A 14,898-nucleotide genomic window follows, 5' to 3' on the forward strand; every position below is an offset into this window, starting at 1 on the left:
CCTCACCCCCCAGCAACTCGCCGTCCTCGCCGCTCTCATCCAGCAGCAGACCCCCACCCCGCATGCGCCGCCGAACACGCCTCCTCGACCGGCACACACCGACACCCACGTGTCCGGCCGCGCCAAGAGCACCGCCCTGGTCGCCGGAGCGGGCGGTGTCGGTGTCGGCGCGGCCACCGCCGGCATCGGCTACGGCTCCGAGCTCGTCGCCGCATCCTCCGGGGGACTCATGGACGCCGCCCAGGCCCTCGCCATCATCGCCGGATCCATCGTCGGCGCCGCCTGGTTCCTCACCGCAGCCCTACGCCGACGCCCCAACCCCTCCCCGAGCGAGACCGAGCAGCCCACCACCCACATCACCCAGAACATCACCGCCAGCGGGATGTTCGGCAAAGCCAACGGAACCATCAACCACCGCTGACAGGGCGGTGGGACTCCACGCCAAGGACAACCCCACCGCCCCCGTCCGCTCCCTACGAGAGACAGGACACCCACCACTATGACCCATCCACCCACCCTGGCGCTGCTGGCCGCCGCACTGGCCGCCGCCGCCCGAGGCTGGCCCGTCTTCCCCCTCCGGCCCGGGGACAAGCGCCCCGCCGGGCACGCCGAACACCGCTGCCCGCGCACCGGCCGATGCGAGAACGGCCACCTCACCCCCGAGCAGCGCGCCACCACCGATCCCGGCCTGATCCGCGCCTGCTGGCAGAGCTGGAACGGCCGCCCCTACAACGTCGGCATCGCCACCGGCCCCGCCGCCCTCCTCGTCATCGACCTCGACAAGCCCAAGGACAAGGACAAGGACAAGGACAAGAAGGACTCGCCTGACGGCGAGACGACCTTCAAGGCGCTCTGCGAGCGCGCCGCACAGCCCGTCCCGGCCACCCACCGGGTCCGGACCGCGAGCGGCGGCATCCACCTGTACTTCACCGCCCCGCACGGGGCCCGGCTGCGCAACTCCGCCGGAAAGTTGGGGCCGTTGATCGACACCCGGGCCGGGGGCGGCTACGTCGTCGCCCCCGGCAGCCTCACCGCCGCCGGACGCTACGAGACGCTGGACGACACACCAGCCGTCCCGCTGCCCACGTGGCTGCTGGCACTGCTGCAACCCGACCAGCCCCGCCCCACCGCCCTGCTGAAGCTCCCCGCCGTGGACGGCAGCCGCGCGGCCCTCGCAGCGCTGGAACGCGAGTGCGCAACGGTGGCCACCGCGCCGGACAAGCAGCGCAACACCCTGCTCAACCGCTGCGCCTTCAAGGTGGGGCGCTTCGTCGCGTGGGGCGACCTCCCCCGCCACCAGGTCGAGGTGGCCTTCCAAGCGGCTGGGGAATCGCGGGGACTCACCGCGGCCGAGTGCCGCACCACCATCCGCAGCGCCCTGGACAGCTCCATCCGCACCGCCCGGCCCCGGGAGACCGCATGAACCCCCAACTCCCTCACCGCCTGGAAGGCCAACCGGCCAACGCCACGGCCCCGCAGACCGCCGACGCGCCCCCGCACCCGGCGGCCGAGGGCGACTCGAAGGACGCCGCCCGACAGGGCGTCCCCTCTGCTGTTCGCCCTGACCCACACCCTGAGGACGGCGCCGCCCTGCTCGACGCGGTGGAAGCCTTCCACCGCAGGTTCAACGCCTTCCCCAGCGAAGCGGCCTACGTCGCCGTCGTCCTTTGGGACGCGCACACCCACCTGCTCGACTGCTTCGACTCCACTCCGCGCCTGGCGTTCCTCAGCCCTGAGCCCGGCAGCGGCAAGACGAGAGCGCTGGAGATCTCCAGCACCCTGGTCCCCCGCCCGATGCACGCCGTCAACGCCAGCCCGGCCGCGCTGTTCCGGGCCGTCGGCGACCAAGCCGGACGGCCGGTCATTCTCTTCGATGAGATCGACACCGTTTTCGGCCCCAAGGCCAAGGACAACGAGGACCTGCGCGGCCTGATCAACGCAGGCCACCGCAGGTCCGGCGTGTCCTACCGGTGCGTCGGCGACGGAGGCACGCAAAGCGTCGTGGCCTTCCCGAGCTACTGCGCCGTCGCCCTGGCCGGACTCGGCAGCCTGCCCGACACCATCATGGCGCGCTCCGTCGTCATCCGGATGCGCCGCCGCGCCCGCACCGAACCCGTGGACCCGTACCGAGCACGGAGCCACGAGCCGCAGGGCAACGCCCTGCGCGACCAGCTCGCCGCATGGGCAAGAAGCGTCCACGAGCAGGTGGAAGGCGTCTTCCCCGAGATGCCCGAAGGCATCACCGACCGGCCCGCCGACGTCTGGGAACCGCTGCTTGCCGTCGCGGACGCGGCCGGCGGGGACTGGCCCGAGCGGGCCCGCGCCGCATGCGTCGAACTGGTCAACGCCGTGGCGGACGACGACCGCACCTCGCTCGGAGTCAGGCTGCTGACCGACCTGCGCGACCAGGTGTTCTGCGGCGCCGACCGTATGCCTACCGCCGTCATCCTCGAACGCCTCAACGCGCTGGAGGACTCGCCCTGGGGAGACCTCGACGGCCAGCCGCTCACCGCTCGACGTCTGTCCCGGCTGCTCAAGGAATACGTCACCGCCTCCAACAAGCCCATCGCTGCACGGAACATCAGGACTGGTGCAGGGGTGATCAAGGGGCTCCACGCGACCGACCTGGACGACGCGTGGACGCGGTACTGCCCCCCTCCCCCTGAGGAATCCGCTACATCCGCTACAGCGGACGCAGAACCGCTTCTGACCAGTGCATAAGGCGTAGCGGATGGGCGGTGCCCCTCCCGCTACACATCCGCTACAGCCGCGCCATCCGCTACAGCTTCAACGCCCCTGTAGCGGAACTTATCCGCTACATCCCGCTCATCCGCTACAGCAAACAGGTCGCTGACCTGCGCTGTAGCGGATGTAGCGGATGTAGCGGCTCTGACAGGGACCCCACTGCTTGCCCCGAAGGGATCAACATGCAGTCCCCGAGCAGCGCGCCCGGCCCGATCGAGGTTCTGACCGTTCCCGAGGCCATGGCCGCCCTCCGCATCAAGCGCGGGAAGTTCTACGACCTCATCCGCTCGAACCAGCTCGAAAGCTTCACCATCGGCCGCGCCCGCCGCGTCACCGCCGAGTCCATCCGCGCCTTCATCCGCAGGCAGATCGAGGAGAACGACTGAATGGCCAAGCGCCGCCCCAACGGTGGGGGCACCATCACCAAGCGCTCGGACGGCCGGTATCAAGGCGCCGCCTACGTGACGGACACCGACGGGCGCCGGGTTCGGAAGTACCGGTACGGCCACAGCTATGACGAGGTGGCCGAGAAGCTGGCCAAGCTTCAGGAGCAGGAGCGGAACGGCGTGCCGGTGCCGTCCCGGGCTTGGAAGGTCGGTGAGTGGCTGACCTACTGGCTCAGGGAGATCGTGGCGCCGAGCACCGAGTACAACACCTACGCCAAGTACGAAGGGAAGGTGCGGCTCTACCTGAGCCCTCACCTGGGGAAGAAGTCACTTGTCCGCCTCACACCGACCCAGGTACGGACGGCGCTGGCCGCGATGGAGAAGGCCAAGGTGCCGGCGCCTACGCGGGCCGAGTCGCTCCGCGTCCTGCGGAACGCGCTCAACCGGGCCCGCCGCGAGGAGCTGGTGACGCGGAACGTCGCGGAGCTGGTGGACATGCCCCGGACGGACCCGCAGGAGCGGAAGCCCTGGACCGCGAAGGAGGCGATCACCTTCCTGGGTACCGCCCGGCAGCACCGGCTCTACGCCGCCCTCGTTCTGCTGCTGACGCTGGGCCTGCGGCGCGGGGAACTGCTCGGACTCCGCTGGCAGGACATCGACTTCGAGAACGAGCAGTTCACCCCGGTCCGGCAGGTGCAGCGGGAGAAGGGGAAGCTGGTCCTGAAAAAACTCAAGACCGACTCCTCTCAGGCGGCGCTTCCCCTCCCCGCCTTCTGCGCCGAGGCCCTGCGCGAGCGGAAGCTGATCCAGGAGCGGGAGCGGGAAGCGGCTGGATCGCACTGGCATCAGGAGCCGGGGGAGGAGCTGGTGTTCACCGAGCGGCACGGCGGGCCGATCGAGCCGCGGGGCTTCTCCCGAACGTTCGAGACGCTGGTGTCCGCCGCGCCGGTGCGACGGATCACGGTCCGGCTGGCCCGGCACACCTGCGGAACGCTGCTTGCCTTCTTGAAGGTGCACCCGAAGTCGGCGCAGGCGATCCTCCGGCACAGCCAGATCAGCATGACGATGGACATCTACACACACGTTGTGGATGACGACCAGCGGGCCGCCGCCGCCCTGCTCGCCAACCTCCTGAAAGGAGCGAATACGAGCGGCTGATGTCAGCCGTAGATGTCAAACGCCCCTGGTCACCGCTGACCGGGGGCGTTTTGGCTGGTGGGGCTAACAGGACTTGAACCTGTGGCCTCATCCTTATCAGGGATGCGCTCTAACCATCTGAGCTATAGCCCCGCTGTGCACGGAAAGGCTAGCGCATGGGCGCCCCGGCGCCCAAATCGCTATTCGTCCTCCGCCAGCGTCACCTCGATGCCACCGACGAACCCCGCCGACAGGTTGTACATGAACGCGCCCAGCGTCGCGAGCGCCGTGGCCAGGACGACATCGATCAGCGCGATCACCGAGGTGAAGATCAGCACGCGCGGCAGCGACAAAAACGCCTCAAGGTCGAAACCACTCTCGGAGTCCGTCTCGGTCGCCTCGGTGATCGTCTCGCCGATGGTGGAGAAGACACCCATCGCGTCCATGACCATCCACAGCACGGCCACCGCGATGATCGTGCAGATGCCCAGGGCGATGGAGAGCAGGAAGCTGACCTTCATCACCGACCACGGGTCGGCCTTCGACACCCGCAGCCGCGCCTTGCGCGTGCGCGGGATGGTCTTCGCCCCCGTGCGCGGACGGCGCACGCCCCCCTGCGTCGCGGGGCCCTGCGCGGGCCCGTGCTGCTGCGGGGGATGCTGCTGCCCCGCGGACGGCGGGGCCCCGGGCGGGGACGGGTAGGCCTGCGGGGGGTGGTAGTGCTGCGCGTCCTGACCGTACGGGTCGACGGGTCTGGCACTGGTCATCGTGGTCCCCCCACGCGTCGGGTCCTGCGGAGAATCCCCCCGGGGGCCGGTGCCCGCGGGGCTGGAGCCAGGGGTGCCCGCGCCGGGCGGGCCCGAGGATGAACGGCCGGGCGGCTGCGCATCGTTCCCCGGACCGTCCCCGGGTGCACCCCTGGATCCGTCCACGCCCTACTCCTCATCGCCCGGGGCCACCGCCTCGTCGGCGGACTCGGCCTCGACTTCCTCGGCCTCGCGGCCGGCCTCGGCGTTGCGGGCGATGCCGACCACGGCGTCCCGCTTCCCCAAGTTGATCAACTGGACGCCCATGGTGTCACGGCCCGTCTCCCTGACCTCGTTGACCCGCGTGCGGATCACCCCACCGCCGAGCGTGATGGCCAGGATCTCATCAGTGTCCTCGACGACGAGCGCGCCCACCAGGGAGCCGCGGTCCTCGACGATCTTCGCCGCCTTGATTCCCAGGCCGCCACGCCCCTGGACGCGGTATTCGTCCACAGGCGTCCGCTTGGCGTACCCGCCATCTGTGGCGGTAAACACATACGTCCCGGCGCGCACCACGTTCATCGACAGGAGTTCGTCGCCCTCGCGGAAGCTCATCCCCTTCACCCCCGACGTCGCCCGGCCCATCGGCCGCAGCGCGTCGTCGGTCGCGGTGAAACGGATCGACTGCGCCTTTTTGCTGATCAGCAGCAGGTCGTCGGCGGCCGACACCAGCTCGGCGCCGATCAGCTCGTCATCGGCGCCCTGATCGGTCTGGCGCAGGTTGATCGCGATGACCCCGCCGGAGCGCGGCGAGTCGTAGTCCTTGAGCATGGTCTTCTTCACCAGGCCCGACTTCGTCGCCAGCACCAGGTACGGCGCCGCCTCGTAGTCCCTGATGGCCAGGATCTCCGCGATCCGCTCGTCCGGCTGGAACGCCAGCAGGTTCGCCACGTGCTGACCGCGCGCGTCCCGGCCCGCGTCCGGCAGCTCGTACGCCTTGGCCCGGTAGACGCGGCCCTTGTTGGTGAAGAACAGCAGCCAGTGGTGGGTGGTGGAGACGAAGAAGTGGTCGACGATGTCGTCCTCCTTCAGCTTGGTCCCCCGCACCCCCTTGCCGCCGCGCTTCTGGGCCCGGTAGTCGTCCGTCTTGGTGCGCTTGACATAACCGCCCCTGGAGATGGTGACGACGATGTCCTCCTCGGCGATCAGGTCCTCGATGGACATGTCGCCCTCGAACGGGATCAGCGCGGTGCGCCGGTCGTTCGCGAACTTGTCGACGATCGCCGTCAGCTCCTCGCCGATGATGGCGCGCTGCCGCTCGGGCGAGGCGAGGATCGCGTTGTACTCCTGGATCTTCGTCTGGAGCTCGTCGTGCTCGGAGGTGATCTTCTGCCGCTCCAGGGCGGCCAGCCGCCGCAGCTGCATCTCCAGGATCGCGTTGGCCTGGATCTCGTCGATCGACAGCAGCCGGACCAGCCCCTCGCGGGCCACATCCACCGTGGCGCTGCGCCGGATGAGCGCGATGACCTCGTCGATCGCGTCCAGCGCGGCGAGCAGGCCGCGCAGGATGTGCGCGCGCTCCTCCGCCTTCCGCAGCCGGTAGCGGGTGCGGCGGACGACGACGTCGATCTGGTGCGCCACCCAGTTGCGGATGAACGCGTCCAGCGAGAGCGTGCGCGGCACCCCGTCGACCAGCGCCAGCATGTTGGCGCCGAAGTTCGTCTGGAGGTCGGTGTGCTTGTACAGGTTGTTCAGGACGACCTTGGCGACCGCGTCCCGCTTGAGGACGATGACCAGGCGCTGCCCGGTGCGCGAGGACGTCTCGTCGCGGACGTCGGCGATGCCGTTGACCCGGCCGTCCTTGACCAGCTCGGCGATCTTCTGCGCGAGGTTGTCCGGGTTGACCTGGTAGGGCAGCTCGGTGACCACCAGGCACTGGCGGCCCTGGATCTCCTCCACCTCGATCACCGCGCGCATGGTGATGGAGCCGCGCCCGGTGCGGTACGCCTCCTCGATGCCGCTGCGGCCGACGATCAGCGCGCCGGTCGGGAAGTCGGGGCCCTTGATCCGCTCGATCAGCGCGTCGAGCAGCTCGTCGGCGGTGGCCTCCGGGTGCTCCAGGAACCACTGCGCGCCGGCCGCGACCTCGCGCAGGTTGTGCGGCGGGATGTTGGTGGCCATGCCGACGGCGATGCCGGCCGATCCGTTGATCAGCAGGTTCGGGAAGCGGGCGGGCAGGACCGTCGGCTCCTGGTTGCGGCCGTCGTAGTTGTCCTGGAAGTCGACGGTCTCCTCGTCGATGTCCCGGAGCATCTCCATGGCCAGCGGCGCCATCTTGCACTCGGTGTACCGCATGGCCGCGGCCGGGTCGTTGCCCGGGGAGCCGAAGTTGCCGTTGGAGTCCACCAGCGGCATCCGCATCGCCCACGGCTGCGCCAGGCGGACCAGCGCGTCGTAGATCGAGGTGTCGCCGTGCGGGTGGTACGTCCCCATCACGTCGCCGACGACGCGGGCGCACTTGTAGTACCCGCGCTCCGGCCGGTAGCCGCCGTCGTACATCGCGTAGAGCACGCGGCGGTGCACGGGCTTGAGGCCGTCGCGCACGTCGGGCAGGGCGCGCGAGACGATGACGCTCATCGCGTAGTCGAGATAGGAGCGCTGCATCTCGGTTTCGAGCGTCACCGGCTCGATGCGCAGGGCGCCCGACGAGTTCAGCAGGGAGTCCTCCCCGCCGGGGAGGGTGGAGTTGTCGTCGGCCATGACGTTCGTCCGATTCCTTTCGAGCCGCTGTGGGGGTGACCGGGGGGCCGGCCGGCCTTCAGATGTCCAGGAACCGGACGTCCTTGGCGTTGCGCTGGATGAACGACCGCCTCGCCTCGACGTCTTCGCCCATCAGGATGGAGAAGAGGTCGTCGGCCGCGGCGGCGTCGTCCAGCGTGACCAGGCGCAGCACGCGGTGCGCGCGGTCCATGGTGGTCACCCGGAGCTCCTCGGCGTTCATCTCGCCCAGGCCCTTGAAGCGCTGGATCGAGTCCTCCCTGATCCGCTTGCCGCGCTCGCGGCCGAGGCGGATCAGGCTGTCCCGCTCGCGGTCGGAGTACGCGTACTCGAACTCGTCGCGGCCCCACTTGATCTTGTAGAGCGGGGGCTGCGAGAGGTACACGTGCCCGGCCTCGACCAGCGGGCGCATGAAGCGGAAGAGCAGGGTCAGCAGCAGGGTGTTGATGTGCTGTCCGTCGACATCGGCGTCCGCCATCAAGATGATCTTGTGGTAGCGGAGCCGCGAGATGTCGAAGTCCTCGTGGATGCCGGTGCCGAACGCCGAGATCAGCGCCTGGACCTCGGTGTTCTGGAGCACCTTGTCGATGCGGGCCTTCTCGACGTTCAGGATCTTGCCGCGGATCGGCAGGATGGCCTGGTACTGCGGGTCGCGGCCGGACTTGGCGCTGCCGCCGGCCGAGTCGCCCTCGACGATGAAGATCTCGCACTGGGCCGCGTCGTTGGACTGGCAGTCGCTGAGCTTGCCCGGCAGCGACGCCGTCTCCAGCAGGCCCTTGCGGCGGGTGAGGTCGCGGGCCTTGCGGGCGGCGACGCGGGCGGTGGCGGCCTGGATGCCCTTGCGGATGATGTCGGACGCCTCGGCCGGATTGCGGTCGAGCCAGTCGGTGAAGTGCTCGTAGACGATCTTCTGGACGAACGTCTTCGCCTCGGTGTTGCCGAGCTTGGTCTTCGTCTGGCCCTCGAACTGCGGCTCGCCCAGCTTCACGGAGATGATCGCCGTCAGACCCTCGCGGATGTCCTCGCCCGCGAGGTTGTCGTCCTTCTCGCGCAGCATCTTCTTCTCGCGGGCGTACTTGTTGACCAGCTGCGTCATCGCGGCCCTGAAGCCCTCTTCGTGGGTGCCGCCCTCGTGCGTGTGGATCGTGTTGGCGAAGCTGTAGACGCCCTCGCTGTACTGGTTGTTCCACTGCATGGCGATCTCGACGGAGATCCGGCGCTCGGTGTCCTCCGCCTCGATCCCGATCACCGAGGGGTGCACCAGCTCTCCCTTGCGGGAGTTCAGGTGGCGCACGAAGTCCGAGATGCCGCCTTCGTAGTGGTATTTTACGGAACGCGGCTGGTGATCGCCGTCGCCCGCCCCCGTGTCGGCGCCCGAGGTCTGCTTCGCCGCCTCCCGCTCGTCCGTGAGGGAGATCGTCAGGCCGCGGTTGAGGAACGCCATCTCCTGGAAGCGCCGGGACAGCGTCTCGAAGGAGTAGTCGGTGGTCTCGAAGATGTCGGGGTCTGCCCAGAACGTGACCGACGTGCCGGTCTCGGCCGTCTCCTCGTTCCGCGCGAGCGGCGCCGTCGGAACGCCCAGCGCGTACTGCTGCGTCCAGCGGTACCCGTCGGTGCGGACCTCGACGGCCACCCTGCGCGACAGCGCGTTCACCACGGAGACGCCCACGCCGTGCAGACCGCCGGAGACCGCGTACCCGCCGCCGCCGAACTTGCCGCCCGCGTGCAGCACCGTGAGCACGACCTCGACCGCCGGCTTCCCCTCCGACTCGACCATGCCCACGGGGATACCGCGGCCGTTGTCCACCACCCGGACCCCGCCGTCGGCCAGCAGCGTCACCTCGATGCTGTCGGCGTGCCCGGCCAGCGCCTCGTCCACCGAGTTGTCCACGACCTCGGTGACCAGGTGATGCAGGCCACGTTCGCCCGTGGATCCGATGTACATGCCCGGACGCTTACGGACCGCGTCGAGCCCCTCCAGCACCGTGATCGCGCTGGCGTCGTACGAGGGAATCCCGTCCGCGGGCGCGGCAGGGGTGGGGATGTTGTTGTTGGCATCGCCGGAATCGGCCACGAAGCGCCCTTTCTGGCACAGCACGAGCCGGCTCCGGCGAGGCCGGAGCGGCTGTGTCGTTCGACATGGTCCGCAACGGGGCGGGTTCCTCCAGTCTACCGCTAGCGCCGACCGTAATGGCGGTTTGCCGGGGTCTCAGTCCGCATGTGCCGCCCTGAACTGCCGTCCGGTGACTCCCCATATACGGACCGGGTCCCTGATCCGCTCACAACGGCGCTCAGCGCTTCCGCCTGTCAACCTCTCCGGACGTGACCGGCATCACTCCCGCACCCCCCGCCCCAGCGGAGAGGGCCGCCCTCACCCGTAGGTGTCACCGGGGCCCCGGCTGCCCGGCGCCCGCAGCCTTCCCGCCCCGCGCACGGGGGCGTCCGGGCCCCGCACCCGCAGCGAACGCACGGTGTCCCGGCCCAGATCCCCGTTCAGCCGGCGCAGCAGCTGCGGCGCCAGCAGCCTCAACTGGGTCGCCCACGCCGTCGAGTCACAGCGCACGGTCAGCACGCGCGCGTCCTCGTCGTACGCCTCGGGCGCGCAGTGCTGCGCCACCTCGGGCCCCACCAACTCGGGCCACCGGCCCAGTACCCCGCCCACCGCGAGCGGCATCTCCCAGCCGCGCTCCAGCGTCAGGCGCTCGACGGCGGCGCCCAGCGGCAGCGGATCGCGCCCGCCCGGGCGCGCGCCGGAGCGCAGCCCGCCGCGGCGCGCCTGGCGCCGCTGCTGGGCCATCGCCCCGCGGGCCCGCGCCTGCTCCTTGGCCGCCCGCAGCGCGACCCGGGCGAGATCGACGCCCGACGGCTCCCCGCCCGACGGGGCGCCCGGCTCTCCCGCCGATTCCGTGACCGGCCGCTCACTCACGGGTGACCCTCCCCTCGGCCACCGCGAACCGCGTCCCCGACAGCACGCCCGGGACGTCCTGCTCCACCGCCGCCGTCACCAGCACCTGCTCGCCCCCGGCCACCAGCTCCGCGAGCCGTTCACGCCGGCGCGCGTCCAGCTCGGCGAACACGTCGTCCAGCACCAGCACCGGCTCGGGGCCCTCCTCCTTGAGCAGGTCGTAGGAGGCCAGCCGGAGCGCCAGCGAGAGCGACCACGCCTCGCCGTGGCTCGCATAGCCCTTCGCGGGCAACTCACCGAGCCGCAGCACGAGATCGTCCCGGTGCGGCCCGACCAGCGTCACGCCCCGCTCGATCTCCTGCGCCCGCGCCGTCGCGAGCGCCGCGAGCAGCACCTCGTACAGCTCGTCGCGGGAGGCGGTCACGTCGCTCCCCGCCCCGGCCGCCTCCTCGTTCGCGCGCTCCGCGGACCCCCGGTACTCCAGCCCCACGGGCCCGCCGCCCGGAGCCAGCCGCTCGTACGCCTTGTCGGCCAGCGGACGCAGCGCGGCGACCAGCGCCAACCGCCGCGCCAGCAGCTCCGCGCCGGAACGCGCCAGGTGCTGGTCCCACACGTCGAGCGTGGACAGGTCGACGCCGCGCCCGCCGTGCCTGCGCGCCATCGCCGCCGACTTCAGCAGGGTGTTCCGCTGCTTGAGCACCCGCTCGTAGTCCGCCCGCACCCCGGCCAGGCGCGGCGCCCGCGCCGTCACCAGGTCGTCGAGGAACCGGCGGCGCTCGCCCGGGTCGCCCTTCACCAGGTGCAGGTCCTCCGGCGCGAACAGCACGGTCCGCACCACGCCCAGCAGGTCGCGCGGCCGCACCTGGGTGGACCTGTTCAGCCGGGCGCGGTTGGCCCGGCCCGGGTTCAGCTCCAGCTCGACCAGCTGCTCGCGTTCCCCCTCGGTCACCGCCGCCCTGATCACCGCGCGCTCGGCGCCCATCCGCACCAGCGGCGTGTCCGAGGAGACCCGGTGACTGCTCAGCGTCGCCAGATAGCCGATCGCCTCGACCAGGTTCGTCTTGCCCTGGCCATTGGGCCCGATGAACGAGGAGACCCCGGGATCGAGCTCCACCTCGGCGCCGGCGTACGACCGGAAGTCGGCCAGCGACAGGTGTGTGACGTGCAACGGAGCCAACCTCCCCCGGAATCGCGCGGAGCCTACTTGGGGCCCTCGACCGCGTGGCCGCCGAACTGGTTCCGCAGGGCGGCGACCATCTTCATCTGCGGGGAGTCCTCCTGCCGCGAGCCGAACCTGGCGAACAGCGACGCCGTGATCGCGGGCAGCGGCACCGCGTTGTCGATCGCCGCCTCCACCGTCCAGCGGCCCTCGCCCGAGTCCGCCGCGTACCCCCGGAGCTGGTCCAGGTGCTCGTCGTCGTCCAGCGCCCTGACCGCCAGGTCGAGCAGCCAGGAACGGATGACCGTGCCCTCCTGCCAGGAGCGGAAGACCTCGCGGACGTCGGTGACCTCGTCGGCCGCCTCCAGCAGCTCCCAGCCCTCGGCGAAGGCCTGCATCATCGCGTACTCGATGCCGTTGTGGACCATCTTCGCGAAGTGCCCGGCGCCGACCTTGCCCGCGTGCACCGCGCCGAACTCGCCCTCCGGCTTGAGCGCGTCGAAGATCGGCTGGACCGTGGCGACGTACTCCGCCTCGCCGCCGTACATCAGCGCGTAGCCGTTCTCCAGGCCCCAGACGCCACCGGAGACGCCGCAGTCCACGAACCCGATCCCCCGCCGGGACAGCTGCTCCGCGTGCTTCGCGTCGTCCGTCCAGCGGGAGTTCCCCCCGTCGACGACGATGTCGCCCGGCGAGAGCATCTCCGCCAGCTCGTCCACGACCGACTGCGTGACGCGCCCGGCCGGGACCATCAGCCAGACCACCCGGGGCGCGGCGAGCGCGTCCACCAGGTCCTTCAGGCTGTGGACATCCGCGCCCGGGGTGTCGGGCGCGTATCCCACGACGGTGTGGCCGGAGCGGCGGATGCGCTCGCGCATGTTCCCGCCCATCCTGCCGAGACCGACGAGACCGAGCTCCATGGGGACTCCTTCGTGACGAAACGACCTGAAGCCGAGCCTATCGACCCCCTCCCGGCCCATCCCGTCGGCCCTGAGACGGAGGCGCGGCCTCAGCCGCTCAGCCGCACCGGCATGATCAGGTACTTGTAGGCCTCGTCCGCCTCCGCGTCGACCGCGGGCCTGCCGCTGAGCAGCGCGGGCTTGGTCGACGTCGTGAACGACAGCTGCGCCACCGGGGAGTCGATCGCGCTCAGGCCCTCCAGCAGGAAGCCGGGGTTGAAGGCGATCGAGATGTCGTCGCCCTCCAGCTGCGCGTCCACCCTCTCCACAGCCTGTGCGTCGTCGCTCGACCCCGCCTCCAGGATCAGCACGCCCTGCTCGAAGCTCAGCCTGACCGGCGTGTTCCGCTCGGCGACGAGGGCCACCCGCTTGACCGCCTCGACGAACGGCGCGGTCTCGATCACGGCCACCGAGTTGAACTCGGTGGGGAACAGCGTCCGGTACTTCGGCAGGTCGCCCTCCAGAAGCCGCGTCGTGGTCCTGCGGCCCGCGCCCTCGAAGCCGATCAGGCCCTCGCCCGCGCCGGCCCCCGAGAGCGCCAGCGAGACCGTGTCGCCGCCGCTGAGCGACTTCGCCGTGTCGAGCAGCGTCTTGGCGGGCACCAGCGCCACCGAGGAGAGGTCGGCGGTCTCCGGCTTCCACAGGAACTCCCGCACCGCGAACCGGTACCGGTCCGTGGAGGCCAGCGTCACCAGGTCGCCCTCGATCTCGATCCGCACGCCGGTCAGCACCGGGAGCGTGTCGTCGCGGCCCGCCGCGATGGCCACCTGCGCGACGGCGGCGGCGAACACCTCGGCCGAGACCGTGCCGGTCGCGGTCGGCATCTGCGGCAGCGCCGGGTACTCCTCGACGGGCAGCGTGTGCAGCGTGAACCGGGAGGTGCCGCAGAGCACGGTCACCCGCACGCCGTCGGTGGAGATCTCCACCGGGCGGTTGGGCAGGGAGCGGCAGATGTCGGCGAGCAGGCGCCCGGAGACCAGGACCGTGCCGCCCTCCTCGACGTCGACCTCGACCGAGACCCGCGCCGAGACCTCGTAGTCGAAGCCGGAGAGGCTGAGCGTGCCCTCCTCGGCCTTCAGCAGCAGTCCGGCGAGAACCGGCACCGGCGGCCGGGCCGGCAGGCTGCGGGCGGCCCATGCCACCGCCTCGGCGAGCACATCGCGTTCCACCCGGATCTTCACTTCAGCCGCCTCCCGCTGTCGCTGGCCGCTCGCTGATGGCCTCTTACGAGCCACCAGTCTGACGCACCGCACTGACACTAGGGGCTTCGGTGAGTCAAATCGACGCGGAGCGGGTAGACCGCCGAGGGCCGAGTTGTGCACAGCCCCCACTTCGAACCGAGTCTCACGGCTTATATCTGTAGTCGTAGTAGTAGGGCCTGTGGAAACGGTGGATAAGCTCGTTTGCCCAGGTCAACCCCCGTTTTTTATACACAGGCCCTGTGGGTGGACCGGTGGAGGAACGGGGGGGTCCTGTGGACAGCCGAAAGTTGTGCACAGGCCATCCCCAGACACCCCCCGGTTCTCCCCAGCTCCGTCCCCAGTTTCCGAGGGGTTCTCAACAGGCTCACGAGCACGCCACTGTGACCTGATTCACTCGTCCCGGTGAGCTGGCGCGTTGCGTTGCCGAACAGTGGACAACCCTGTGGATTGCCTGTGCACAACCCGCCTCTGCCTGTGGGCGGCCGGTGGACAACCTCCCCGGGGCCCTCGGGCGCCCGGCGGGCGTCCACAGTCTGTGGACTACGCCCCTCCACAAATCCACAGGCGGTTGACCTGCGGATTCCCGCTTTTCGGCCGGAGCCTGTGGACACGATTCTGGACAACTTCCGCTTCCCACAGGGTGTGGACGCCCGAAACCCCGCCGATCTGTGGAGAACGCCCGGTGTCCGGCGGGTAATCGAACAGCGCCCCCGAGGTGTCCTCGGGGGCGCTGGGGGCTCGTCCGCCGTCGTGGCGGGCGGGGGGGGGGGGGGGGGGGGGGGGGGGGCGGGGGGGGGGGCGGGCGGTCTTTATGGGGGTGGTGGGGTCGGGGGCCTGGGTGGTGGTGGAGGGGCGCTCCGCCATCAGCGCGCGGGTCTTCC

12 protein-coding genes and 1 tRNA gene are annotated in these 14,898 nt (G+C 70.5%); 5 read left to right on the forward strand and 8 right to left on the reverse strand.

The annotated features are described in order from the left end of the window. From ADY01_RS21605 to ADY01_RS21625, 5 genes are all read left to right on the forward strand, one after another. Window positions 1–421, forward strand: a 421-nt coding sequence (locus ADY01_RS21605; RefSeq protein WP_049576203.1) for a hypothetical protein, incomplete at its 5' end; no start/stop codon positions are given. Between the two features lie 78 nt (window positions 422–499). After that, the gene (locus ADY01_RS21610; protein WP_049576207.1) at window positions 500–1,423 is read left to right on the forward strand and encodes a bifunctional DNA primase/polymerase; all 924 of its coding nucleotides are present in this window, start codon (window positions 500–502) and stop codon (window positions 1,421–1,423) included. Further along, entirely contained in the window at window positions 1,420–2,721 is a 1,302-nt protein-coding gene (locus ADY01_RS21615; protein ID WP_078900486.1) for a DUF3631 domain-containing protein, read from the forward strand. The genes ADY01_RS21610 and ADY01_RS21615 overlap by 4 nt, the downstream gene beginning before the upstream one ends. 206 nt (window positions 2,722–2,927) lie before the next feature. Then, complete coding sequence (locus ADY01_RS21620) at window positions 2,928–3,131, forward strand: helix-turn-helix domain-containing protein (protein WP_049576210.1); 204 nt, start codon at window positions 2,928–2,930, stop codon at window positions 3,129–3,131. Further along, window positions 3,132–4,289 (forward strand): tyrosine-type recombinase/integrase, encoded by a 1,158-nt coding sequence (locus ADY01_RS21625; protein WP_049576213.1) that lies wholly within the window; start codon window positions 3,132–3,134, stop codon window positions 4,287–4,289. A gap of 55 nt (window positions 4,290–4,344) precedes the next feature. Here ADY01_RS21625 and ADY01_RS21630 read toward each other — a convergent pair. The 8 genes from ADY01_RS21630 to dnaN all read right to left on the reverse strand — a co-directional run bounded on the left by ADY01_RS21630 (window position 4,345) and on the right by dnaN (window position 13,996). After that, window positions 4,345–4,421, reverse strand: a tRNA-Ile gene (locus ADY01_RS21630). Window positions 4,422–4,468: 47 nt separating this feature from the next. Then, on the reverse strand, window positions 4,469–5,200 hold the full coding sequence (locus tag ADY01_RS21635; protein WP_107081784.1) for a DUF3566 domain-containing protein: 732 nt from the start codon (window positions 5,198–5,200) through the stop codon (window positions 4,469–4,471). Window positions 5,201–5,203: 3 nt separating this feature from the next. After that, window positions 5,204–7,774, reverse strand: coding sequence for a DNA gyrase subunit A (gene gyrA / locus ADY01_RS21640; RefSeq protein WP_049576218.1), 2,571 nt, complete (start codon window positions 7,772–7,774; stop codon window positions 5,204–5,206). Window positions 7,775–7,832: 58 nt separating this feature from the next. Then, the gene (gene gyrB / locus ADY01_RS21645) at window positions 7,833–9,890 is read right to left on the reverse strand and encodes a DNA topoisomerase (ATP-hydrolyzing) subunit B (RefSeq protein WP_049576221.1); all 2,058 of its coding nucleotides are present in this window, start codon (window positions 9,888–9,890) and stop codon (window positions 7,833–7,835) included. 273 nt (window positions 9,891–10,163) lie between these two features. Further along, on the reverse strand, window positions 10,164–10,718 hold the full coding sequence (locus ADY01_RS21650; RefSeq protein ID WP_049576224.1) for a DUF721 domain-containing protein: 555 nt from the start codon (window positions 10,716–10,718) through the stop codon (window positions 10,164–10,166). After that, window positions 10,711–11,865, reverse strand: a complete 1,155-nt coding sequence (recF, locus tag ADY01_RS21655) for a DNA replication/repair protein RecF (RefSeq protein WP_049576226.1) — start codon at window positions 11,863–11,865, stop codon at window positions 10,711–10,713. Before recF ends, ADY01_RS21650 begins: the two co-directional genes overlap by 8 nt. A 32-nt stretch (window positions 11,866–11,897) precedes the next feature. Next, window positions 11,898–12,776 (reverse strand): phosphogluconate dehydrogenase (NAD(+)-dependent, decarboxylating), encoded by an 879-nt coding sequence (gene gnd, locus ADY01_RS21660; protein ID WP_049576229.1) that lies wholly within the window; start codon window positions 12,774–12,776, stop codon window positions 11,898–11,900. Window positions 12,777–12,865: 89 nt separating this feature from the next. Continuing rightward, window positions 12,866–13,996, reverse strand: a complete 1,131-nt coding sequence (gene dnaN, locus ADY01_RS21665) for a DNA polymerase III subunit beta (protein WP_049576231.1) — start codon at window positions 13,994–13,996, stop codon at window positions 12,866–12,868. Between the last annotated feature and the right edge of the window lie 902 nt (window positions 13,997–14,898).

It is taken from the genome of Streptomyces sp. SBT349 (assembly GCF_001083795.1).
GTDB lineage: Bacteria > Actinomycetota > Actinomycetes > Streptomycetales > Streptomycetaceae > Streptomyces.